At 70.7% G+C, this 20,605-nt stretch carries 18 protein-coding genes; 14 read left to right on the top strand and 4 right to left on the bottom strand.

Annotated features, from left to right (window positions below; all coding sequences use genetic code 11):
• Positions 1-62: 62 nt before the first annotated feature.
• Positions 63-593 carry a hypothetical protein gene (locus tag E3O48_RS04245; RefSeq protein ID WP_134537433.1) on the bottom strand — a complete coding sequence of 177 codons (531 nt, stop codon included), beginning with the start codon at positions 591-593 and terminating at the stop codon, positions 63-65.
• Positions 594-631: 38 nt separating this feature from the next.
• Here E3O48_RS04245 and E3O48_RS04240 point away from each other — a divergent pair, with 38 nt between their 5' ends.
• From E3O48_RS04240 to E3O48_RS04210, 7 genes are all read left to right on the top strand, one after another.
• Positions 632-1,648: a glycerophosphodiester phosphodiesterase family protein gene (locus E3O48_RS04240; RefSeq protein ID WP_134537432.1), complete on the top strand. Its 1,017-nt coding sequence runs from the start codon at positions 632-634 to the stop codon at positions 1,646-1,648.
• A gap of 53 nt (positions 1,649-1,701) precedes the next feature.
• Positions 1,702-4,170 (top strand): ATP-dependent helicase, encoded by a 2,469-nt coding sequence (locus E3O48_RS04235; protein ID WP_134537431.1) that lies wholly within the window; start codon positions 1,702-1,704, stop codon positions 4,168-4,170.
• A 152-nt stretch (positions 4,171-4,322) separates the two neighbouring features.
• The gene (locus E3O48_RS04230; protein ID WP_241982390.1) at positions 4,323-5,738 is read left to right on the top strand and encodes a ferric reductase-like transmembrane domain-containing protein; all 1,416 of its coding nucleotides are present in this window, start codon (positions 4,323-4,325) and stop codon (positions 5,736-5,738) included.
• The gene (locus E3O48_RS04225) at positions 5,735-6,232 is read left to right on the top strand and encodes an FMN-binding protein (RefSeq protein WP_241982389.1); all 498 of its coding nucleotides are present in this window, start codon (positions 5,735-5,737) and stop codon (positions 6,230-6,232) included. Before E3O48_RS04230 ends, E3O48_RS04225 begins: the two co-directional genes overlap by 4 nt.
• Positions 6,216-7,037: an FAD:protein FMN transferase gene (locus E3O48_RS04220; RefSeq protein WP_241982388.1), complete on the top strand. Its 822-nt coding sequence runs from the start codon at positions 6,216-6,218 to the stop codon at positions 7,035-7,037. Before E3O48_RS04225 ends, E3O48_RS04220 begins: the two co-directional genes overlap by 17 nt.
• Before the next feature lie 167 nt (positions 7,038-7,204).
• Positions 7,205-7,429 (top strand): hypothetical protein, encoded by a 225-nt coding sequence (locus E3O48_RS04215; protein WP_134537430.1) that lies wholly within the window; start codon positions 7,205-7,207, stop codon positions 7,427-7,429.
• A 76-nt stretch (positions 7,430-7,505) separates the two neighbouring features.
• Entirely contained in the window at positions 7,506-8,156 is a 651-nt protein-coding gene (locus tag E3O48_RS04210; protein ID WP_134537429.1) for a DUF6518 family protein, read from the top strand.
• Between the two features lie 134 nt (positions 8,157-8,290).
• Here the strand turns inward: E3O48_RS04210 and E3O48_RS04205 are convergent, their stop codons facing one another.
• The 3 genes from E3O48_RS04205 to E3O48_RS04195 are packed head-to-tail and all read right to left on the bottom strand — an operon-like array spanning position 8,291 to position 12,097.
• Positions 8,291-8,680: a DUF3054 domain-containing protein gene (locus tag E3O48_RS04205; RefSeq protein ID WP_134537428.1), complete on the bottom strand. Its 390-nt coding sequence runs from the start codon at positions 8,678-8,680 to the stop codon at positions 8,291-8,293.
• A 34-nt stretch (positions 8,681-8,714) separates the two neighbouring features.
• The gene (locus tag E3O48_RS04200) at positions 8,715-9,425 is read right to left on the bottom strand and encodes a VIT family protein (RefSeq protein WP_134537427.1); all 711 of its coding nucleotides are present in this window, start codon (positions 9,423-9,425) and stop codon (positions 8,715-8,717) included.
• Positions 9,426-9,478: 53 nt separating this feature from the next.
• A complete protein-coding gene (locus tag E3O48_RS04195) occupies positions 9,479-12,097 on the bottom strand; it encodes a hypothetical protein (protein WP_134537426.1) in 2,619 nt (872 codons plus the stop codon).
• Between the two features lie 212 nt (positions 12,098-12,309).
• Here E3O48_RS04195 and sucC point away from each other — a divergent pair, with 212 nt between their 5' ends.
• The 7 genes from sucC to E3O48_RS04160 all read left to right on the top strand — a co-directional run bounded on the left by sucC (position 12,310) and on the right by E3O48_RS04160 (position 20,564).
• Entirely contained in the window at positions 12,310-13,479 is a 1,170-nt protein-coding gene (gene sucC, locus E3O48_RS04190; protein WP_134505793.1) for an ADP-forming succinate--CoA ligase subunit beta, read from the top strand.
• Positions 13,480-13,492: 13 nt separating this feature from the next.
• Positions 13,493-14,380: a succinate--CoA ligase subunit alpha gene (sucD, locus tag E3O48_RS04185; protein ID WP_134537425.1), complete on the top strand. Its 888-nt coding sequence runs from the start codon at positions 13,493-13,495 to the stop codon at positions 14,378-14,380.
• A 219-nt stretch (positions 14,381-14,599) separates the two neighbouring features.
• Entirely contained in the window at positions 14,600-15,841 is a 1,242-nt protein-coding gene (locus E3O48_RS04180) for a DUF6350 family protein (RefSeq protein WP_134537424.1), read from the top strand.
• 9 nt (positions 15,842-15,850) lie between these two features.
• The gene (gene purN, locus E3O48_RS04175) at positions 15,851-16,444 is read left to right on the top strand and encodes a phosphoribosylglycinamide formyltransferase (RefSeq protein WP_134505799.1); all 594 of its coding nucleotides are present in this window, start codon (positions 15,851-15,853) and stop codon (positions 16,442-16,444) included.
• The gene (gene purH / locus E3O48_RS04170; RefSeq protein ID WP_134537423.1) at positions 16,441-18,117 is read left to right on the top strand and encodes a bifunctional phosphoribosylaminoimidazolecarboxamide formyltransferase/IMP cyclohydrolase; all 1,677 of its coding nucleotides are present in this window, start codon (positions 16,441-16,443) and stop codon (positions 18,115-18,117) included. Before purN ends, purH begins: the two co-directional genes overlap by 4 nt.
• 85 nt (positions 18,118-18,202) lie before the next feature.
• The gene (locus E3O48_RS04165; protein WP_241982387.1) at positions 18,203-19,390 is read left to right on the top strand and encodes a mechanosensitive ion channel family protein; all 1,188 of its coding nucleotides are present in this window, start codon (positions 18,203-18,205) and stop codon (positions 19,388-19,390) included.
• Positions 19,391-19,481: 91 nt separating this feature from the next.
• Positions 19,482-20,564: a Glu/Leu/Phe/Val dehydrogenase dimerization domain-containing protein gene (locus E3O48_RS04160; RefSeq protein ID WP_134537422.1), complete on the top strand. Its 1,083-nt coding sequence runs from the start codon at positions 19,482-19,484 to the stop codon at positions 20,562-20,564.
• The last annotated feature ends 41 nt before the right edge of the window (positions 20,565-20,605 follow it).

The following is a 20,605-nucleotide window of genomic DNA, read 5'->3' as shown; positions in this document are numbered from 1 at the left end:
CGTAACTCACAATCGACTGAGGTTGCGGCCAGCGCCGAACGGTGCTGGTGACTGGGGAAAGTCTATTCAGATCTGCTGGGTATCTGCCGAGTTGTTTCTGCGACCTGACCGGCCTCGACGTCCAGCCGGCCGGCGATCCACCAGGCCAGCCACGCGGATGCGATCACGGTGGCCGTGCCCACGAGGTCGCCGACCCAGTTCTGCGCGTAGCCGTGCAGGAACGCCTTGATCAGGAAGCTCACGCCGATCGGCAACACCAACACCAGGTAGCTCGGCAGCGGCCGGTGCCGAACGAGCAGCCAGCCGGCCAGGAGCACGGCGAAGGCGCCGGCGAAATCGGGCCCGCCGAGCAGGGTGAGGCCGGCCAGGAGACACGGCAGCAGCACGACCAGGCGGCGCCAGAGCGCCCCCGGCATCACCAGCCAGCCGAGCAGATGAAGCGAAGGCCCGATCAGGAGGAAGAACATGCTGTAGGTGCTGGTGAAGACCGTCGCGGCGACGCCGAGCATGATCAGGGCCAGGCCGACGAGGAAGCGGGCGCGCGCGTTTCCCCACGCGGTCGGCCGCGCGGCAGGTGCGATCCAGGGTGTCATCGCCTCGAGTCTGGCAGTTGCGCGCGTACTCTGGGCACATGCACCCCATTGTGATCGGCCACCGCGGGGCGAGCGGGTACCGGCCGGAACACACCCGTGCCGCGTATGAGCTGGCCGTCGCCCTCGGGGCGGATGCCGTCGAACCCGACATCGTGGCGACCCGCGACGGCGTGCTGATCGTGCGGCACGAGAACGAGATCTCCGGCACCACCGACGTCGCCGACCATCCGGAATTCGCGGGTCGCCGCGCAACGAAGGTGATCGACGGCATCCGTCTCACCGGCTGGTTCACCGAGGACTTCACCTGGTCGGAGCTGCGCACCCTGCGCGCCAGGGAACGGCTGCCCGAGCTGCGCAAGTCCAGCGCCACCTTCGACGACCGGTTCCCCCTGCTGCGGCTGCGGGACGTCTTCAAGCTCATCGACCGGGTCGCCGGCCGGGCCAGGCGCCCGATCGGCGTCGTCGCCGAGATCAAGCACGCCTCCTACTTCGAGTCGATCGGCCTGCCCCTCGACGAGCTGTTCGCGGCTGAGGTCAACACCGCGGGCTGGAACGCCGGGGACGGCCGGCTCACGATCGAAAGCTTCGAACAGAGCCTGCTCGACAAGGTGTACGCCCGCGGCATCTACGGCAAGCGGATCTTCCTGCTCGAGGCGCGCGGCAAGCCCTTCGACGAGGTCGCACTCCACGGGCCGAAGGCTCCGCACTACGCCGACTTCCTTTCCGAGCAGGGACTCTACTCGCTGAGCGGCAAGGTCGACGGCATCAGCGTGCCCAAATCTCTCATCCTCGAGACGGATGCCGACGGCCACGTCTCCGGGGCATCCGACCTGGTCGACGCCGCGCACGCCGCCGACCTGGAGATCTACTGCTGGACCCTCCGCCCCGAGAACCGGTTCCTCGCCAAGACGTTCCGGCGCGGGCGGTTCAGGGCAGACTTCGGCGACTGGCGGAGTGAGTTCCGCACGATCATGGGAACCGGGATCGACGGGGTCTTCGCCGACCACCCAGACCTCGCCGTCACCGTGCGGGACGAGCTCGCTGCCGAGCAGTGACCGGCCCGTCGCCCGGCCCGGTGTCAGATGCAGCGCCTAGGATTGTCAGCGAGATGATGACGCTTTTCGACCCGGACAACACGCCCGCCCACCAGGCCCCGACCGGGGGGCCGATCATCATGGACGGCCGACGGCCCGACGGCGAACGGCCCGGCGGTTACCAGAGCCCGCTGCTGGAGGGGCTCAACCCCCAGCAGCGCGAGGCGGTCGAATACCGCGGCCCCGCCCTCCTGATCATCGCCGGGGCAGGCTCCGGCAAGACGAGCGTTCTCACCCGGCGCATCGCCAGCCTGCTCGAGACCCGCGAGGCCTGGCCGAGCCAGATCCTCGCGATCACGTTCACCAACAAGGCCGCCGCCGAGATGCAGGGCCGGGTCAAGGCCATCCTCGGCCAGGGCGCCGACGGAATGTGGATCTCCACCTTCCACTCCTCCTGCGTGCGGATCCTGCGCCGCGAGGCGGAGAACGCCGGCCTCTCCGCCAGCTTCAGCATCTACGACTCCGCCGACACCAAAGTCACCCTCAAACGCATCATCAAGTCGCTCGACGCCGACACCCTGGGCTTCACCCCCGGCAACGCGTCCGCGAAGATCTCCAAGCTCAAGAACGAGCTCGCCGACGTGGACTCCTACTCCCGCAACGCGAACATGAGCGACCCGCAGGAGGTCATGTTCGTCGAGATCTTCCGGCAGTACACCCAGCGCCTCCGCGCCGCCAACGCGCTCGACTTCGACGACCTGATCGGGGAGACGGTCTACCTGTTCCGGGCCTTCCCCAAGGTGGCCGCCCTCTACCGGCGCCGGTTCCGGCACATCCTGGTCGACGAATACCAGGACACGAACCACGCCCAGTACTCGCTCGTGCGAGAGCTGACCCGTCCGGTCGAACCCGAACTCGCCGACGAGATGGAAGCCACCGGAGTGCACGTGCGCAACCTGCGCGACGCCACCGGCGGCATCCCCGGCGCCTCGCTCACCGTGGTGGGCGACTCGGACCAGTCGATCTACGCCTTCCGCGGCGCCGACACCCGTAACATCACCGAGTTCGAGCGGGACTTCCCCGGCACCAAGGTGATCCTGCTCGAACAGAACTACCGGTCCACCCAGAACATCCTCTCCGCCGCCAACGCGGTGATCGGCCATAACTTCGACCGCAAGGACAAGAAACTGTGGAGCGCGGGCGGCGACGGCGAGAAGATCGTCGGCTTCACCGCCTACTCCGGCCATGACGAGGCCCAGTTCGTGGCCGACGAGATCGAGGTGCTGCACTCCGCAGGCATGGCCTACCGGGACATGGCCGTGTTCTACCGCACCAACGCGCAGACCCGTGCGCTGGAAGAAATCCTCGTGCGCTCCGCCGTGCCCTACCGGGTGGTCGGCGGCACGAAGTTTTACGAGCGGGCCGAGATCAAGGATGCGCTGGCCTACCTCATCTCGGTCGCCAACCCGAACGACGAGCTGGCACTCCGCCGCATCCTGAACACCCCGAAGCGCGGGATCGGGCCGGCCACCGAGACCGGGCTCGCCAGCTTCGCCGAAGCCAACCAGATCAGTTTCCGCCAGGCCATGCGCGACTGCGCGTCGCTCGGACTCGGGCCGAAGGTGACCGGGGCCATCCTGAAGCTCGCCGCCCTGCTCGACGAGGCGGCGCTGAAGATCGACCCCGCCAACCCGGCCGGCCAGGCGAACGTCTCCGAACTGCTCACCTTCCTGCTCGACGGCAGCGGCCTGCTCACCCTGCTCCGGGGCAGCCGCGACCCGCAGGACGAGGCGCGCGCCGAGAACATCGAGGAACTCGTCGCCCAGACCAAGGACTTCAACAAGGAGAACCCCGACTCGGGGCTCGTCGACTTCCTCACCCAGGTGTCACTCGTCGCTGCGGCCGACGACCTCGACGACGCCTCCGGCACGGTCTCGCTGATGACCCTGCACACTGCCAAGGGGCTCGAATACGAGGCGGTGTTCCTCACCGGCGTCGAGGAGGGGCTGCTCCCGCACCAGATGTCGGCGAACGAGCCCGGCGGCCCGGCCGAGGAGCGCCGGCTGTTCTACGTGGGGATCACCCGGGCGAGGCAGCGACTGTACCTGTCGCTGGCGATGACCCGCGCGCAGTTCGGCGACATCAACGTGGCCATGCCCAGCCGCTACCTGCAGGAGATCCCGGTCGCCCTGATCGACTGGAAGCAGTCGCCCGGCATGGCGAACTCCCGCGGCGGCACCCAGCCGCGCGCGCTCAACGCCCGCCGCGACGGTTTCGGCGGCGGGTTCGCCAAACGCGGCGAACCTCAGGCGCTGCCGCCGGCGCCCAAGCCGAAGACGGAGTGGACGAACCGGGTGTCGCAGGTGCGGGACAACGGCGACCTGACCCTGGCGGCGGGGGACCGCATCCGCCACGTGGACTTCGGTGACGGCCGGGTCAACCAGGTCACCGGCGACGGAACGAAACGGATCGCGCACGTGCAGTTCGACACCGCGGGCGCGAAGAAGCTCCTGATCAAGATCGCGCCGATCGAGAAGATCTAGCGGTCGGTGTCCTGGGGATCGCCATCCTGATCGTGCTCCTCGCTCGAACCCGGCAGCGTTCCTGAGAGCTCGTGCAGGACGCATTGGTGGCGCACAGGTCGTTCTCAGCTTTTCGATAGGGATTCAACTGAATCGCCCGGAAAGCTCCGAGTATGAGCCTCGACACCCGTCCCACCCAGCGCACCCGGCGCCACACCTCGGTGCCGCGCATCCACCCGAACTACCACCGGCGGATGCGCCTGGCCGACGGGCTGCAGATCATCGCGGTGGTCTCGGTCGCCCTGGTGATCGCGATCTTCCTCGCCGACGGCGGGGCATCCCGTTTCGGAACGCCGGCCGACGCCATCACCTCCCTCGGAGTGGTCACCGGCCTCGTCGGGACCGATCTCCTCCTCCTGATGATGCTGCTGGCCGCGCGGCTCCCCTCGATCGACCGGGCCTTCGGGCACGACAGCGCGATGGAGCTGCACCAGTCGCTGGGCAAGCCCGCGCTCTACCTGATCCTCGGCCACGGCGTCCTGCTCACCATCGGCTACGCGATGGTGCAGCCGGCCTCGGTGTTCGCGGAGGTGTGGATCATGCTGACGACCCTCCCCGACATGCCGCTCGCCTTCGTGGGTCTCGGGCTGCTCGTGACCGTCGTGGTCACCTCCCTCGTCGTGGTGCGGCACCGCTTCCGGTATGAGGCGTGGCACCTGGTGCACCTGCTCTCCTACCTGGCCGTGCTCGTGTCGATCCCGCACCAGTTGAGCGTGGGCACCCTGTTCCGCGAAGGCTCCGTGCAGCGCTACTACTGGCTCGCCCTCTACGTCGGGGTGGCCGGCTCGATCCTGCTCTTCCGGTTCATCGTGCCGATCGTGCGCTCGCTCCGCTCCCGGCTCGTGGTCGAAGGGGTCGACCCCGTCGCCCGCGGCGTCGTGTCGATCCGGTTGTCCGGCCGGCAGCTGCGCCGGCTGGGGGCCCGCTCCGGACAGTTCTTCATCTGGAGGTTCTGGACGCCGAAGCTTTGGTGGCAGGCGCATCCGTTCTCGCTGTCGGCCGCACCGACCGGCGACGCGCTGCGGATCACCGTGCGCGGCCTCGGCGACGCCTCCTCGGCTCTGTCGGCGCTGCCCAAGGGCACCAGGGTCAGCTTCGAAGGCCCCTACGGGCTCTTCACCGACTTCGCCCGCACTTCTCCCCGGATCGTGCTGATCGCCGCCGGCATCGGGGTGGCCCCGATCAGGTCACTGCTCGAAACGGCGACCTTCGCCCCGGGCCAGGCCACCGTGATCCTCCGCTCGAGCACGGCCGACGACACCTACCTCGTCGACGAACTGACCGACCTGTGCCGGGCCAGGGGTGCCCAACTGCGCATCATCGCCGGGAAGCGCTCACCCGGCGTCAACAGCTGGCTGCCGGCGGACGCTGTGCGGGCCAAGGTCAGCCTCCGCACCCTGGTTCCCAAGCTGCGGGAAGCGGACGTCTACATCTGCGGTCCCCGGCGCTGGACAGACGAGGTCGTGCGCGACGCCCGGGCGGCCGGCCTGCCGACACGGCAGATCCATTTTGAAAGGTTCGACTGGTGAGATTCCGTGCGATGACCCTGGCCGCGCTGGCCTCAGTCTCCGTGGTCGGCGTCGGCTGGCAGCTCGGCGCCCAGCTCACGGCATCCCAGCAGACCCTGGCGACGTCGGTGCCGGCCGCCGCCATCGGCACCGCCGCCACTGCGACGGGCACGGCGGCGACGCCGTCGGCGGCCCCATCGGCCGCACCGACAGCGGCCGCCGCCGCCCCGGCGGCGGCGAGCGGCACCTTCGACGGGTCGGTGGTGCACACCCGGTTCGGACCCGTGCAGGTGTCCGTGACGATCGCGAACGGCACGATCACCGAGGTCATGGCGCTCCAGCTGACCAACGACGGCGGCCGCTCGGTGATGATCAGCAACCAGGCGGCGCCGATCCTCCGCAGCGAGGTGCTCGCCGCCCAGTCGGCCCAGGTGCAGAACGTCAGCGGCGCCACCTACACGACCGGCGGCTACCTCACCTCACTGCAGGCGGCCCTCGATGCCGCCCAGTTCTAGCCGGCCCGGCACCGTGATGCCGCCCGACGCCCGGGTCTCACCCGAGGACGGAGCCGGAACCGGCGCGCTCACCGTGACGTCCATGGGGACGGTGCTGAGCATCCGTTTCGGCCGAACGGTCGACCCTGCCGCCCGCGAGGCCGCCCGCGACGCGGTCACCCGCGTGTTCGGACGGTGGGATGCCCGGTTCAGCCTGTACCGCGACGACTCGGAACTGAGCCGGATCAACCGGGGGGAACTCCGCCTCACCCAGGCGAGCCCGGCACTGCGGGACTGTTACGCACTGGCCCTCGACTGGCGCGACCGCACCGACGGGGTGTTCACCCCGCACCGGGCGGATGGCGTGCTCGACCTGTCCGGAGTGGTCAAGGCACTCGCCATCGACGAGGCCGGGGGAGCGCTCCACGCCCTCGGCCTGGGGGACTGGTCCCTCAACGCGGGCGGGGACGTCCTCGTCGCCGGGGACCAGGCGCCGGGCCTCGACTGGGTGGCCGGCATCGTCGACCCGGAGGACCGGGCGCGCACCCTGGCCGTCGTCACCCTGGCGCTGCCGCTGCGGGCGGTCGCGACCTCCGGCAGCGCCGAACGCGGCGACCACATCTGGTCTTCCGGCAACGGGGGAGCGTCGCCCTACCGGCAGGTCTCCGTTCTCGCCCGTGACATCGTGACCGCCGATGTGCTGGCCACGGCCATCATCGCCGGCGGGGAGGCGACCCTGAACCGGAGCACCGAGACCTGGCCGGTGGAGGTGCTCGCCGTGCTCCGGGACGGGTCGCTCCTGGCGACCCCCGGGTTGCGGGCCTGACCCTGCCCGGCGGCACGCGTGATCGGCCGGCACCCTTGTCGAGGGTTGCTGACGAGCGTCCCGTGGCTTCGCGGCATCGGCCGGCACCCTTGTCGCGGGTTGGCGAAGAGCGTACCGTGGCTCGCGCGGGGGCACCCGGCCCTTCGCCTGGCGGGGAGGAAACGATCATGACAATGGACCCGGATGGGCTCTGGCCGCGTCGAGCGGATGCGGCGAACGACGGCCTGGACGAGGATCGCGACCTTGACGACATCGCTCTGACCCTCGACGAGGATCTGCCGATCGACCCTGACGCCGAGGACTGGACCGTCGACGCCGATGACCGCGCTGTCGACTTCGACGACGCGGACGACCGCGACGCCGACCTGGATGCGGAGGAATACCGGAGCTAGCGAGGCGGGGCGAGGGGACCATGATGCGCCGGTGCGCGGGCCGGCGCCAGTCGTCCGGCGCACCTAGGCTGGGCCAGTGACCGAGACTCCGCGCCCCGAGCCCCAGGCGACGGATGCCGCGGAGCCCGCGCGTGACCCGGCGGCCGGGACACGGCTCCCCGCCCTGTTCGCGCTGATGGTTGCCGGAGGAGCGCTCGCGGGCGGCGCGGCGCGGCTGCTCTTCCTGCTGCTGCCCGGACCATGGGGCACCCTGGCGAACACCAGCGCTCTGTGGGGGCTCGTTCCGTTCTTCGCCGTGGTGGCCCTTCGGCCTCGAGCCCGCCATTCGGCGGTCGCGGGAGCCATCTGCCTGGCCGCGATGGTCGCGGTCTGGGCGTTCCTCGCCCCCGCGCCGCCCACCCCGCGTGAAGTGTTCCTGTGGGGAGTCGTCGGGGTCATCGCCGGGGCGCTCTGCGGCCTCGCCGGCGGACTGGTGCGGCGGTCCGAGCCCCTGTTCCGGCGCTCCGCGGCCGCGGCCATCGGCGGGGTCGTCCTCGGGGAAGGCCTCTACGGCATCCTGCTGATCGGCGGCCCGCAGTGGTGGCTGGAGGCGGCCGTCGGCGTCGCCCTCGCGCTCGCCTGGGGACCCGCGGCACGTGATCGGGCGGTGGCGCTCGCCGGGGCGGTGCTCGTGGCCGGAGTCCTGTTCGGCGCGTTCGTGGCCTACGATGCGATCGCGGCCGGCTGACCGCTCAGCGGCGGGAGACCGGGCGGCCGACTGGGGGCCAGCGCCGACGAGGGCGCACCGGCGGGCCGCGCCCGCGCCCGCGCCCGCGGTGGCGGGCTGCCGAAACGGGCGCGGCGAGGGCGAGCGGCGCGGGCTCAGACGTCCGAGGGCGTGCGCCGCAGCCTCGCCGCCAGGAGCGCGATCGCACGCCAGCCGAGCAGGAACAGGCCCAGCACGATCGTGGCCACGATGATGAAGCTCGGCTGGACGCCCTGGCCGCTCGCGAGCCGCAGCAGCATCCCGCCGGCCACCGTGCACAGCCAGACGCCGATGCCGGTCCAGACGATCCGCCGGGGGCTGCGCCAGGCGCGCACCACGAGCCAGCCGATCGCGAGTCCGCCGAGGAACGGCCACCACGTCGTCAGCACTCCGAGGAGACCCTCGCCGTGGCTGGCCCGGCCGACCAGGGCGAAGACCAGCACGAGAACGGCGTCAAGGGATGCCGGGACGATGACGGATGCCGGGACTGCTCGCTCTGCGCTCATCCCGCAAGCCTACGACCGGGGTCGGGGGCGTGCGCTAGATCGACGTGCCGATCAGGGCGCCGATGGCCCAGGTGACTCCGAGGGCGAGCAGACCGCCGACGACCACCCGGGAGATCGCACGGGTCTTCGGGCTGCCACCGAGGTAGGCGCTCAGCCAGCCCGTGATGACGAGGGCGATCGCGACGGCCAGGAACGTGGCCGGCAGTCGCCATGCGGGCGGCGGCAGCAGCACCGCGAGCAGCGGCAGGATGGCGCCCACCGTGAAAGCGGCGGCGGAGGCGAACGCCGCATGCCACGGATTCGACAGCTCTTCCGTGCCGATGTGCAGTTCCACCTCGAGGTGGGCGCCGAGCGCGTCGTGCGCGGTCAACTCGAGCGCCACCTGCCGGGCGGTGCCGGAACTGAGCCCCTTCGCCTGATACAGGCCGGCCAGTTCGGCCAGCTCCTGATCCGGCATGTGCTCGAGCTCCCAGCGTTCCTTGGCGATCAGGGCGCGCTCGGTGTCGCGTTGGCTGCTCACCGACACGTACTCGCCCAGGGCCATCGAGATGGCGCCGGCGAGGAGGCTGGCGACGCCTGCGATCAGGATGGCGGCGGCATCCGGGGTCGCCGCCGCAACGCCCACGACGAGGGCGGCGACCGAGACGATGCCGTCGTTGGCGCCGAGCACGCCCGCGCGGAGCCAGTTGAGGCGCGAGGCGTGGCCAGCGGAGTGGGGATCGGTGCCGTGGTCCGGTTCAGTCATGTCTGCATCCAACCATCCCCCGGTCGGCGCCGCTACCAAGGGCTGACTGTCCTTCAGCGCGGATCCGGCCGCACCGTGCCGGCGAGATCCGCCAGAGCGGAATGGTACTGCCGGGTTCGGTAATACCCTTGGTGGGCTCCGACTGCACCGGTATACCCGCTGGTGTCGATTTCGTCCGCGAATTCGTCGATCGGGTTGCCGGTCGGCCGGTTCGAGAATGCCGGAAAACCGAGCGAGTCGGTCGCCCGCCACAGGCTGACCCAGCGCCGGGCGGGAACCGGAGACGCGGCCGCGGCGGCATTCGCTCCGGCCTCAGGCGCTCCCGCCGCGTGGTCCGCACGCCACGGGTCGGCCGCCCACAGCCGCGGCCGCAGGCACGGGGTGGTCCCGAGCACCGCCGGCCCGAGCAGTTCGGGGAAGAACCGCCCGAAGTAGGGTCGCAGCTGCACGCCGAAGGTGAGGAGCGACATCCGGGGGCGAAGCGCGACCCAGTGCGGGTGTGACGACAGTGAGAACAGTGCGGCCAGGGATACGACGGCGCCCATGCTGTGCGCCGCGAGAACGACCTCCCGCCGCCGCGTCGCCGGCGTGTCCGATTCGGGGCGCAGCCACCAGAGGATACGGCGGGACAGCTCCGGCACGGCCCGTTCGGTGTAGCACGGCGCTCCGAGCGGATGTCCCGCCCGGGGCAGAAAACAGGCCAGGTCCCAGACGGTCGCCAGCGGCCGGGTCGACCGGCCCGGACCGGCGGGCAGGACGAGCCCGGCGAGCACGAGCACGGCAATGCCGGCCCAGGCGCCCATGGCCACGTCGAGCCACGACAGCGCCCAGCCGGCATTCCCGGTCCACGCCGCCTGGACCTCGGTCGGCACAGGGGAGGCAGACAGCCGTGGATACAGCCAGGCCAGCAACTCCGACGCGAGGACGGCGACGACCGCAGCGGCCGCCAGGATGCCGACGACCGGTTCGACCAGGTGCAGGCGCGCCGCCGTGGCCCGCTTCCGGTCCCGCACCGGACCGAGCAGGGCCAGCAGCTCGGCCGCGGAGCCCACCGGCATCGGCTGGTCCTCGGCCGATGTCCCGACGAAAGAGGTCGACGGCGCCCAGACCTCGACCCGGCGGGCCACCGCTCTCCGACGCAGCAGGGCCGCGACGACGACCAGGACCGCAGCCGCGAACACGAACAGGGCGACGCCGCCGAACCACGGGTAGAGGGTGGGGATCGTGAGCTGCGGATCGAGGGACACGCACGTGCCGGTGCAACGCGTGCGCACTGTGGCGGCCGGGTCGCCGGCCGGGCCGGAGCCGAGCAGCGCGCTCGCGCCCGCCCCGCCGTTCAGCCAGTCGCCTGCCGCCACCGCGACGAGGCTGGACAGGACAAGCCCGATACCGAGGGCGAGACTGAGGAACACGGCGGGGGCCAGTCCGTGCCAGGCCTCGAACTGGAGCGCGGCGCCGGCACGCGGAAGGCGGAAGAACACGCTCGACACGATCAGGGCGAGCATGAGCCCGACCATGGTGAGCGGGGCCAGGGTCGTGACGGTGAAACCGGGCCGGCCGGTTGCGTCGCCACCGGTGGAAGGCCACCCCGCGATGAGCAGACCCAGGGTCGCAAGATAGCCGGCGCCGCCCAGCCCGGCCAGCGTCTTCTGCCAGCGGCCCGCCGCCGACGCCGCCACGCGCTCCACCGGGAGGGTGCGGGTCCCGAAAACGGTGGCGAGGGAGAGGAGCAGCAGGCCGCCGCAAAGCCAGGCGGCCATGGCCAGGCCGACGCCTCCGCCGTCGATCACGGCCTGCGCGCCCAATTCGGCCGAGACCAGGCTCACTCCGGCCGCGAGGTGGCCGAGGGACAACCGGCGTGTCTCGCCGCGGTTGCTCCAGAACTGCGGCCTCGCGAGCAACGGCGCGGCGGCCTTCTGGGCGTCGGCAGCATCGGCCGATTCCGACGGTTCGCGGGCGTCGAGATAGCGGTCGGCAACGTCGTAGCGCAGCCGGCTGATGCCCGACAACAGCCAGAGCCCCACCACCACCAGCACCAGGGCCAGCGAGAACAGTGCCATCCGGCGCTCCGGGGTCCACCGGGCCAGTGCCTCGAAGGGCTGCGGCAGCACGGTGCAGACCAGGCTGTCGCCCGCGTAGCACTGCACGGCGAGCAGATCGACGGCGACCGACATGACCGTCGACAGCAACAGCAGTGTGAGCAGCCCGCCGAACAGACGCACGAGACCGGCGCGCACGCTCAGCACCACGGTCCCGGCGGGCAGCCGCCAGCACCAGACGGCGGCATTGGCGATGCTGAACGGCAGCAGGAGCGCCCAGCCGACCCGAGCGAGTCCGGCCACGAGTGCGCCGCCCGGCCCGGTGGGCTCCGGGGTGCTGCGCACCAGCCCGCCCCAGGAATACGCTTCGCGTCGGATGCCGCGCGGCACGAAGCCGCGCCGGCCCGCGGCATCCGGCGGACGGCGAAGCCGGTCCAGCGCGGCGGGCGTCGGGGCCCAGAAGCTGCCCAACCCGTCCCCGGCCACGCATTCGATCTCGGTGACCGCAAGATCGAGAAGCGCCGAGGGGGCGGTGTTGTTGATGCCATGCACCCGCAGCTCGAGCACGCGCGGCTCGGGCGTCTGCCCAGGGGGCGACCCCGGAGCAGAAACCTTCTTCGCGCGTGACCTCATCGTGGGCGACCAACTCCCGGGCATGCGTTGCCCGTGAATGCGATGGTATTGCCGCACCGGCCGTTTGGCCAGAGTTCGCGGTGCCGATGTGGGACGCTAGAGTTTGAACTGGCCAGTATGTCTTGATGTCGAGCTACATTCGGCTCTGCACACTGTGCCCACACCCCCTCGTACCCAGCAGGAACGCCAAGACGCGGATTGGAAAGAGCAGCGTGGATCTTTACGAATACCAGGCCAGAGACCTGTTTGAACAATATGGAGTCCCGGTTCTGCCGGGCATCATCGCGGATACCCCTGAAGAGGTGCGCGCGGCCGCGGAGAAGCTCGGTGGCGTCGTCGTCGTCAAGGCCCAGGTGAAGGTCGGCGGTCGCGGAAAGGCCGGCGGAGTCAAGGTCGCCAAGACCCCCGACGACGCCGAAGCCGCCGGACGAGCCATCCTCGGCCTCGACATCAAGGGCCACACCGTCAACCGGGTCATGGTTGCCGGGGGAGCCCGAATCAAGCAGGAGTTCTACTTCTCCGTGCTGCTGGACCGGACCAACCGCTCCTACCTCTCGCTGGCGAGCTACGAGGGTGGCGTGGAAATCGAGGTTCTCGCCGTCGAGAAGCCCGAAGCGCTCGCCTACACGGCGATCGACCCGATCGCCGGGATCGACCTGGCCAAGGCCCGCGAGATCGCGATCGCCGCGAAGTTCCCGGCCGAGCTCGTCGACAAGGTCGCACCGGTCTTCGTGCAGCTCTACACCGTGTTCACCGGTGAAGACGCGACCCTGGTCGAGGTCAACCCCCTCGTCCTCACCGAAGAGGGCGACATCATCGCGCTCGACGGCAAGGTCACCATCGACGAGAACGCCGGCTTCCGCCACCCGAAGCATGCGTTCCTCGAGGACGCCGCCGCCGCCGACCCGCTCGAGGCGAAGGCCAAGGAGAACGACCTCAACTACGTCAAGCTCGACGGTGAGGTCGGCATCATCGGCAACGGCGCGGGGCTCGTCATGAGCACGCTCGACGTCGTCGCCTACGCCGGCGAGAACCATGGCGGCGTCAAGCCGGCCAACTTCCTCGACATCGGGGGCGGAGCATCCGCCGAGGTCATGGCCGCGGGCCTCGACGTCATCCTCGGCGACCCGCAGGTCAAGGCCGTCTTCGTCAACGTCTTCGGCGGCATCACCGCCTGTGACGCCGTCGCCAAGGGCATCGTGGGTGCGCTCGCCGAACTCGGCAGCGCCGCCAACAAGCCGCTCGTTGTGCGCCTCGACGGCAACAACGTCGAGGAAGGCCGTCGCATCCTCGCCGAGGCCAACCACCCGCTCGTCACACTGGCCGCCACCATGGACGAGGGCGCCGACAAGGCCGCCGAACTCGCCCACGCCGCGAAGTAAGGGATTTTCGAACATGTCAATCTTCCTCAACAAGGACTCCAAGGTCATCGTGCAGGGCATCACCGGCGGTGAGGGCACCAAGCACACCGCCCTCATGCTGGGGGCCGGCACCCAGGTCGTCGGCGGGGTGAACGCCCGCAAGGCCGGCACCACCGTCGTGCACGGCAGCGTCGAGCTGCCCGTGTTCGGCACGGTCGCCGAGGCCATGGAGAAGACGGGCGCGGATGTCTCCATCGCGTTCGTCCCGCCGGCCTTCACCAAGGACGCCGTCATCGAGGCCATCGACGCCGGCATCCCGCTGCTCGTCATCATCACCGAGGGCGTACCGGTGCAGGACTCGGCCGAGTTCTGGGCCTACAACCTGGCCAAGGGCAACAAGACCCGCATCATCGGCCCGAACTGCCCCGGCATCATCACCCCCGGTGAAGCACTCGTGGGCATCACGCCGGCGAACATCACCGGCAAGGGCCCGGTCGGCCTCGTCTCCAAGTCGGGCACCCTGACCTACCAGATGATGTACGAACTGCGCGACCTCGGCTTCTCCACGGCCATCGGCATCGGCGGCGACCCCATCATCGGGACCACGCACATCGACGCGCTCGAGGCGTTCGAGGCTGACCCGGAGACGCTCGCCATCGTCATGATCGGCGAGATCGGCGGCGACGCCGAGGAGAAGGCGGCCGAGTACATCAAGGCCCACGTCACCAAGCCTGTCGTCGGCTACGTCGCCGGCTTCACCGCTCCCGAGGGCAAGACCATGGGCCACGCCGGCGCCATCGTCTCCAACGGGGCCGGAACCGCCCAGGGCAAGAAGGAGGCCCTCGAGGCCGCCGGGGTCAAGGTCGGCAAGACGCCGAGCGAGACCGCCACCCTGCTGCGCGAGGTTCTCGCGGCCCTGTAAGACCAGCATCCGCACGAAGGGCCCGCCTGACCAGGCGGGCCCTTCGTCGTCTCCGCCCTGGCCCCCGTCTCTCTCGCCCTGTCGAATTCGACGGAGATATTGCCGGAAACGGCCTGAAATCGCCCGCTCAGCGGCCGAACGGGCAAAATCTCCGTCGAATTCGACGGGGGCGGCGAGGGCGAAACCCGCAGCCTGCCCGGCCAAGTAGGCTCGGGGCCGATGAACCGCACAACGACAGCCCTGCTCGCCGCTCTCGAGGCGGTCCTTGTCGTCGCCATCGGCGTCGGGATCGCGCTCGTGCCGCTGACCGTGCTCTGGGCCACCCAGTTCGGCCTCGCCATCGACTGGGTCGTCTTCTGGCGGGCCGCGGTGGACGTCTGGCTGCTCGGCAACGGCGTCGACCTGACCGTGCAACTCGACCCCGCCGTGGTCACCACGCTCGGGCTGCCCGGCTCGGAGGCCCCGTTCACGCTCACCATCGCCCTGCTCGGCTACGGTCTGCTGGCCGTGCTGCTCGGCCGGCGCACCGGCGCCCGCGCCGCCGAAACCCCGTACCGCTGGGTCGGCGCCGGGGCAGCGATCGCCTGCTACGGCCTGCTCGCGACGGTGCTCAGCCTGACCGCAGGCACGGATGCCGTGCGCCCGTCGCTCCCGCAGGGAATCCTGCTCCCGACGGCGGTCTACGCAGCCGGTGTGCTCAGCGGTGTGCTCAGCGGCGCGTTCCGGGGTCAGGCGGCCGGCGCCCTCGTCAGGCGCTACCGCACCCTGCCCGCCGTGGCCCGCGGCATCGCGGCAACGGCCCTCCGCGGCGGAACCGCCGCCGCCGCCGCCATCGTCGCGGTCTCCGCCGTGGCCGTCTTCGTGCTCATCCTCAGCAACTACGCCACGGTGATCGGTCTCTACGAGACGGTGCAGTCCGGCCTGACCGGCGGCATCGTGCTCACCCTGCTCGAGCTCGCGCTCATCCCCAACCTGGTTGTCTGGGCGGCCGCCTGGCTCGTCGGCCCCGGCATCGCGGTCGGTGTCGGCACGAGCGTGTCCCCGGTCGGCACGGCCCTCGGCTCGGTGCCCGGCCTGCCCATCCTCGGGGTGCTCCCGCACGGCACGCTGGCCTTCGGTTTCCTCGGCCTGCTGGTGCCCGTTCTGATCGGCTTCCTCGCCGCGGCCGTGACCCGGCAGCGACAGGCCCGCACCGACACGGCGCCGCCCACCGTCCCGCAACAGCTGGTCACCGGGCTGGCGACGGGTATCGTCGCCGGCATCCTGCTCGGCCTGCTCGCCTGGTGGTCCGGCGGGGCGATGGGCCCCGGGCGGCTCGTGGAGGTCGGGCCTGATCCCCTGCTGGTCGGGCTGCTCACCGCCGTCGAGGTGGGTGTCGCGGCCGGTGCCGGGCTGCTGACGCCGCATCCGTTCCAGCGCAGCCGCGCCACACCGAAGAACGAACCGGCCGCCAAACGGTAGGCTCGTCCCGTGCTGTCATTGGTCGTGTTGATCTCAGGCGGGGGATCCAACCTTCGTTCCCTGCTCGAGGCGTGCCAGGATGCCGAGTACCCGGCCCGGGTCGTCGCCATCGGCGCGGACCGTGACGCCGACGGCCTCGACCTCGGCGAAGAGTTCGGGATCCCGACCTTCACCGTGCCGTTCTCCTCCCACCGGAGCCGGGAGGCCTGGGGCGACGAGCTCCTGGCCCAGATCCGGCAGTGGACGCCCGATCTGGTCGTGCTGAGCGGTTTCATGCGCCTGCTCCCGCCGCGGGTGGTGGCCGCGCTGTCGCCGCAACTGCTGAACACGCATCCCGCCTACCTGCCCGAATTCCCCGGAGCGCACGGGGTGCGCGACGCGATCGCCGCCGGCGTCGCGGAATCCGGGGCCAGTCTCATCGTCGTCGACACCGGTGTTGACGACGGACCGATCATCGCGCAGGAGAGGGTGCCGGTGCTACCCGGCGACACCGAAGCATCCCTGCACGAACGAATCAAGACCGTCGAGCGGCGCCTGCTGGTGCAGGCCGTGCTCGACATCGCCAACGGACACGTCGACCTCGAGGAGCATTCCCAGATATGAGCGGGCACACCAACGACCAGAGCCTGTACCGCGAGCGGGACATCGTTGCGGTGAAGCGCGCGCTGATCTCGGTCAGCGACAAGACCGGCCTGCTTGAGCTGGCCGGGGCCCTCGCGGCCGCCGGCGTCGAGATGGTCTCGACCGGCTCGACCGCCGCGACCATCCGCGCCGCCGGCCACGAGGTGACGGATGTCTCCGCCGTCACCGGTTTCCCCGAATCCCTCGACGGCCGGGTGAAGACCCTGCACCCGGGCGTGCACGCCGGCATCCTCGCCGACCTCCGCCTCGAGTCGCACGAGGCCCAGTTGAACGACCTCGGCATCGCGGCCTTCCAGCTCGTCGTCGTGAACCTCTACCCGTTCGTCGAAACCGTGGAATCCGGCGCCACCCCGGCCGAGGTCATCGAGCAGATCGACATCGGCGGACCGGCGCTCGTGCGCGCCTCGGCGAAGAACCACGCGAACGTGGCCATCGTGGTCGACCCCGACGACTACGACGAGATCATCGCGGCCGTCGGCGCCGGCGGAACCACGCTGCGCCTGCGCCAGAAGCTCGCCTCGCTCGCCTTCGAGCACACGGCCGGCTACGACCTCAGCGTCTCCGCCTGGTTCACCGAGAACGTCTACGACCAGTGGCAGGACGACGTCGAGGTCCTGGACGAGGAGATCCTCGAGCAGTTCGACGCCGTCATCGCCACCAGCTTCGAGGCCGAAGCGTCGTTCCCCGACACCCTGGCCATCCAGGCCACCCGCAAGGCCGTGCTCCGCTACGGCGAGAACTCGCACCAGGCGGCGGCGCTCTACGTCGGCGACGGCGGGCAGGGCATCGCCCAGGCCGTGCAGCTTCACGGCAAGGAGATGTCCTACAACAACTACGTCGACGCCGACGCCGCCGTGCGCGCCGCCTTCGACTTCACCGAACCGGCCGTGGCCATCATCAAGCACGCCAACCCGTGCGGCATCGCCATCGCAGGCCCCAAGGCACCGGATGCGATCGCCTCGGCCCACCGCCGCGCGCACGAGTGCGACCCGGTCTCCGCATTCGGCGGGGTCATCGCCGCGAACCGGGTCGTGACCCTCGGCATGGCCGAGACCGTCAGCCAGATCTTCACCGAGGTGCTCGTCGCCCCCGGCTTCGAACCGGCCGCGTTCGAACTGCTCAGCGCGAAAAAGAACATCCGCCTGCTCGAACTCCCCGCCGACTACCACCGGTCCTCACTCGAACTGCGTCAGATCTCCGGCGGGCTGCTCGTGCAGGAGACCGACACCTTCGACGACTTCGACTCGTCCGGCTGGACCCTCGCCGCGGGCGAGGAAGTCGACGAGGCCACCCGCGCCGACCTCGAGTTCGCGTGGAAGGCCTGCCGGTCGGTGAAATCGAACGCGATCCTGCTCGCCCGCGGCGGCGCATCCGTCGGGGTGGGAATGGGGCAGGTCAACCGGGTCGACTCCTGCCACCTCGCGGTGCTGCGCGCGGGCGACCGTGCGGCCGGCTCCGTCGCAGCCTCCGACGCGTTCTTCCCGTTCGCCGACGGCCTGCAGGTGCTGCTCGAGGCCGGCGTCACCGCGGTCGTGCAGCCCGGCGGCTCGGTGCGCGACGAAGAGGTCATCGCGGCGGCCGCCCAGGCCGGCGTCAGCATGTACTTCACCGGGGAGCGCCACTTCTTCCACTGACCCGCGTGCGGCAGGGCACCGCGGACTCTGGCACGATTAAGAGGTCCGAGGTGCCACCAGACGCGCAGCGGCGGGAAGGGCAGTCGTGTCAGACCTCGAGGCGTTCATCCAACCGGACTACCTGATCGCACTCCTGGTCGCCGTCGTGGCCGCCGTGGCGGTCACGGCGATCACCGCGCTCGTGTTCCGGATGGTCGGCCGGCGGGAGGCGTGGGCCCGCACCCTGATCGGGCTGGCCAGGGTCCCGTTCCGCCTCACCCTGCTGATGGGCACCATGTGGTCCGTCAACACGCTGTTCCTGCAGAGCACGGCGGAGATCGAGCGCCTGGTCGACTTCGTGTTCCGCGCCCTGTTCATCGCCGCGGCCACCTGGCTGGTGTGCGCGCTGCTCTACTTCATCGAGGAAGTCACCGCAGTCCGCTACCGGGTCGACGTGCGCGACAACCGGGTCGCCCGGCGGGTGCGCACCCAGTTGCGGATGCTGCGGCGCATCGGCGTCGTCGTGGTCATCATCTGCGCGATCGGGGCCGTGCTGCTGAGTATCCCGGGGGCCGCGACCCTGGGCGCCAGCCTGTTCGCCTCGGCCGGCCTGCTCAGCGTCGTCGCCGGCCTCGCCGCCCAGTCCACCCTCGCCAACGTGTTCGCGGGGGTGCAACTGGCCTTCAACAACGCCCTGCGGGTGGATGACGTCGTCATCGTCGAGAACGAGTGGGGGAAGATCGAGGAGATCACGCTCACCTACGTGGTCGTGCACATCTGGGACGACCGGCGGATGGTGCTGCCGTCGACCTACTTCACGACGAATCCGTTCCAGAACTGGACCCGGCACAACAGTGAGCTGCTCGGCGCGGTCGAGTTCGACCTGGACTGGCGGGTCGACCCGGCCGGCATGCGCCGGGAGCTGGACCGGATCGTCGCCCAGACCGAACTCTGGGACGGTCGCGTCGTTGTGCTCCAGGTGACGGATGCCGTCGGCGGCTTCGTGCGGGTGCGTGTGCTGGTCTCCGCCGGCGACGCTCCCACCCTGTTCGACCTGCGCTGCCTCGTGCGGGAGAACCTGATCGACTGGCTGGTCACCCACAACCCCGACGCCTTGCCGGTGGGCCGGATGGAGCTGCGACGGGAACCGCAGACCAGGCCTGCCGTCGCGCGCGGGCCGCAGCCGTCCCACCCCGTGACCGCGCCGATCGGGCTGTTCTCCGGCGACGAGAACGCCAAGGCGCGGGCCGCGGAGTTCACCACCTCGATCCCCGTGCAGGAAGACCCGCGCTGACCTGCGCTGACGAGGCTAGTCTGGGTCAGTCGCCGCGCCACAACCGCGGCCCCAACCCACCGGCCCACAAGGCCAGCAAGGAGAAACAGTCATGACCCTCACGCAACCATCACCGTCGCTGGATGCGCTCGTCGGAATCCCGTTCACCCACGAACGCGTGCTGATCACCACGGGCATCCGCTCGGGCCTCGTGATCACCGTGGCCGTGCACTCGACCAGGCTCGGCCAGGCCCTGGGCGGCGCCCGGATGTGGCAATACGAGAACTGGACCGATGCCGTCGCCGACGCCCTGCGCCTCTCCGCGGCGATGACGCTGAAGAACGCGGCCGCCGGTCTGAACCTCGGCGGCGGCAAGTCCGTCATCCACCTGCCCCTCGGCACCGTGCTCACCGAGGCGGAGCAGCACGACGCCATGCTCGACCTCGGCGACGCGATCGAGAGCCTGGACGGGGCCTACATGACGGCGGAGGACGTGGGCACGAACGCCGAGCTGATGGCCGTCGTCAAGGAACGCACCGACCACGTCTGCGGTCTCCCCACCGCCACCGGCGGGGTGGGCGAGCCCGCCGACGCGACCGCGGCGGGCGTCTACGCCAGCGTCGTCGCCACCCTCGACGCGTTGTTCGGCAGCCGGGAGGTGTCCGGCCGGCACATCGTGATCTCCGGGCTCGGCCAGGTCGGCGGACGCCTCGCCACGGCGCTGGCGGCGGCCGGCGCCCGCCTGACCGTCAGCGACGTCAACCTCGCCCGGCGGGAGCTGGCCGACTCGCTCGGCGCCACCTGGGTGTCCGTCGACGACGTGCACCTCGTGCCGGCCGACCTGTTCGTGCCGTGCGGCCTCGGTGGGGTGCTCACCGCGCGCGTGATCGGCGAACTCACTGTGCTCGGGGTCGTCGGCGCAGCCAACAACCAGCTCGCCCAGCCGGAGGGCGCCGTCCAACTCGACGCGCGCGGCATCCTCTGGGCCCCCGACTTCGTCGTCAACTCCGGCGGGGTCATCTACCTGGCGCTCGCCTCGGAGCCGGGTGCCGACCTGGACGTCGTCGCGGCGCGGGTCGACGCGATCGGCGACACCGTGGCGACCATCTTCACGGATGCCCGCGAGCAGGGGATCACGACCCTCGCCGCCGCCGAGCACCTGGCCGCGGCCCGGCTGGACGCGGCGCGCCGCTGACGCCGCGCCGGCTGGCCGCGCCGGGCCGGCTGGACGCGGCG

It is taken from the genome of Cryobacterium sp. HLT2-28, assembly GCF_004402495.1.
In the GTDB taxonomy this organism is placed as follows: domain Bacteria; phylum Actinomycetota; class Actinomycetes; order Actinomycetales; family Microbacteriaceae; genus Cryobacterium; species Cryobacterium mannosilyticum.
The sequence above is the reverse complement of the archived record's forward strand: the minus strand, read 5'-3'. Positions and strand labels throughout refer to the sequence as shown.

Excerpts from the sequence above, each read along its gene's own strand:
- E3O48_RS04235 (WP_134537431.1), top strand. The coding sequence starts at position 1,702 with ATGATGACGCTTTTCGACCCGGACAACACGCCCGCCCACCAGGCCCCG.
- E3O48_RS04195 (WP_134537426.1), bottom strand. The coding sequence starts at position 12,097 with ATGAGGTCACGCGCGAAGAAGGTTTCTGCTCCGGGGTCGCCCCCTGGG.
- E3O48_RS04245 (WP_134537433.1), bottom strand. The coding sequence starts at position 593 with ATGACACCCTGGATCGCACCTGCCGCGCGGCCGACCGCGTGGGGAAAC.
- purH (WP_134537423.1), top strand. The coding sequence starts at position 16,441 with ATGAGCGGGCACACCAACGACCAGAGCCTGTACCGCGAGCGGGACATC.
- E3O48_RS04205 (WP_134537428.1), bottom strand. The coding sequence starts at position 8,680 with ATGAGCGCAGAGCGAGCAGTCCCGGCATCCGTCATCGTCCCGGCATCC.
- E3O48_RS04180 (WP_134537424.1), top strand. The coding sequence starts at position 14,600 with ATGAACCGCACAACGACAGCCCTGCTCGCCGCTCTCGAGGCGGTCCTT.
- E3O48_RS04160 (WP_134537422.1), top strand. The coding sequence starts at position 19,482 with ATGACCCTCACGCAACCATCACCGTCGCTGGATGCGCTCGTCGGAATC.
- E3O48_RS04230 (WP_241982390.1), top strand. The coding sequence starts at position 4,323 with ATGAGCCTCGACACCCGTCCCACCCAGCGCACCCGGCGCCACACCTCG.
- sucD (WP_134537425.1), top strand. The coding sequence starts at position 13,493 with ATGTCAATCTTCCTCAACAAGGACTCCAAGGTCATCGTGCAGGGCATC.
- E3O48_RS04220 (WP_241982388.1), top strand. The coding sequence starts at position 6,216 with ATGCCGCCCAGTTCTAGCCGGCCCGGCACCGTGATGCCGCCCGACGCC.
- E3O48_RS04240 (WP_134537432.1), top strand. The coding sequence starts at position 632 with ATGCACCCCATTGTGATCGGCCACCGCGGGGCGAGCGGGTACCGGCCG.
- E3O48_RS04200 (WP_134537427.1), bottom strand. The coding sequence starts at position 9,425 with ATGACTGAACCGGACCACGGCACCGATCCCCACTCCGCTGGCCACGCC.
- E3O48_RS04215 (WP_134537430.1), top strand. The coding sequence starts at position 7,205 with ATGACAATGGACCCGGATGGGCTCTGGCCGCGTCGAGCGGATGCGGCG.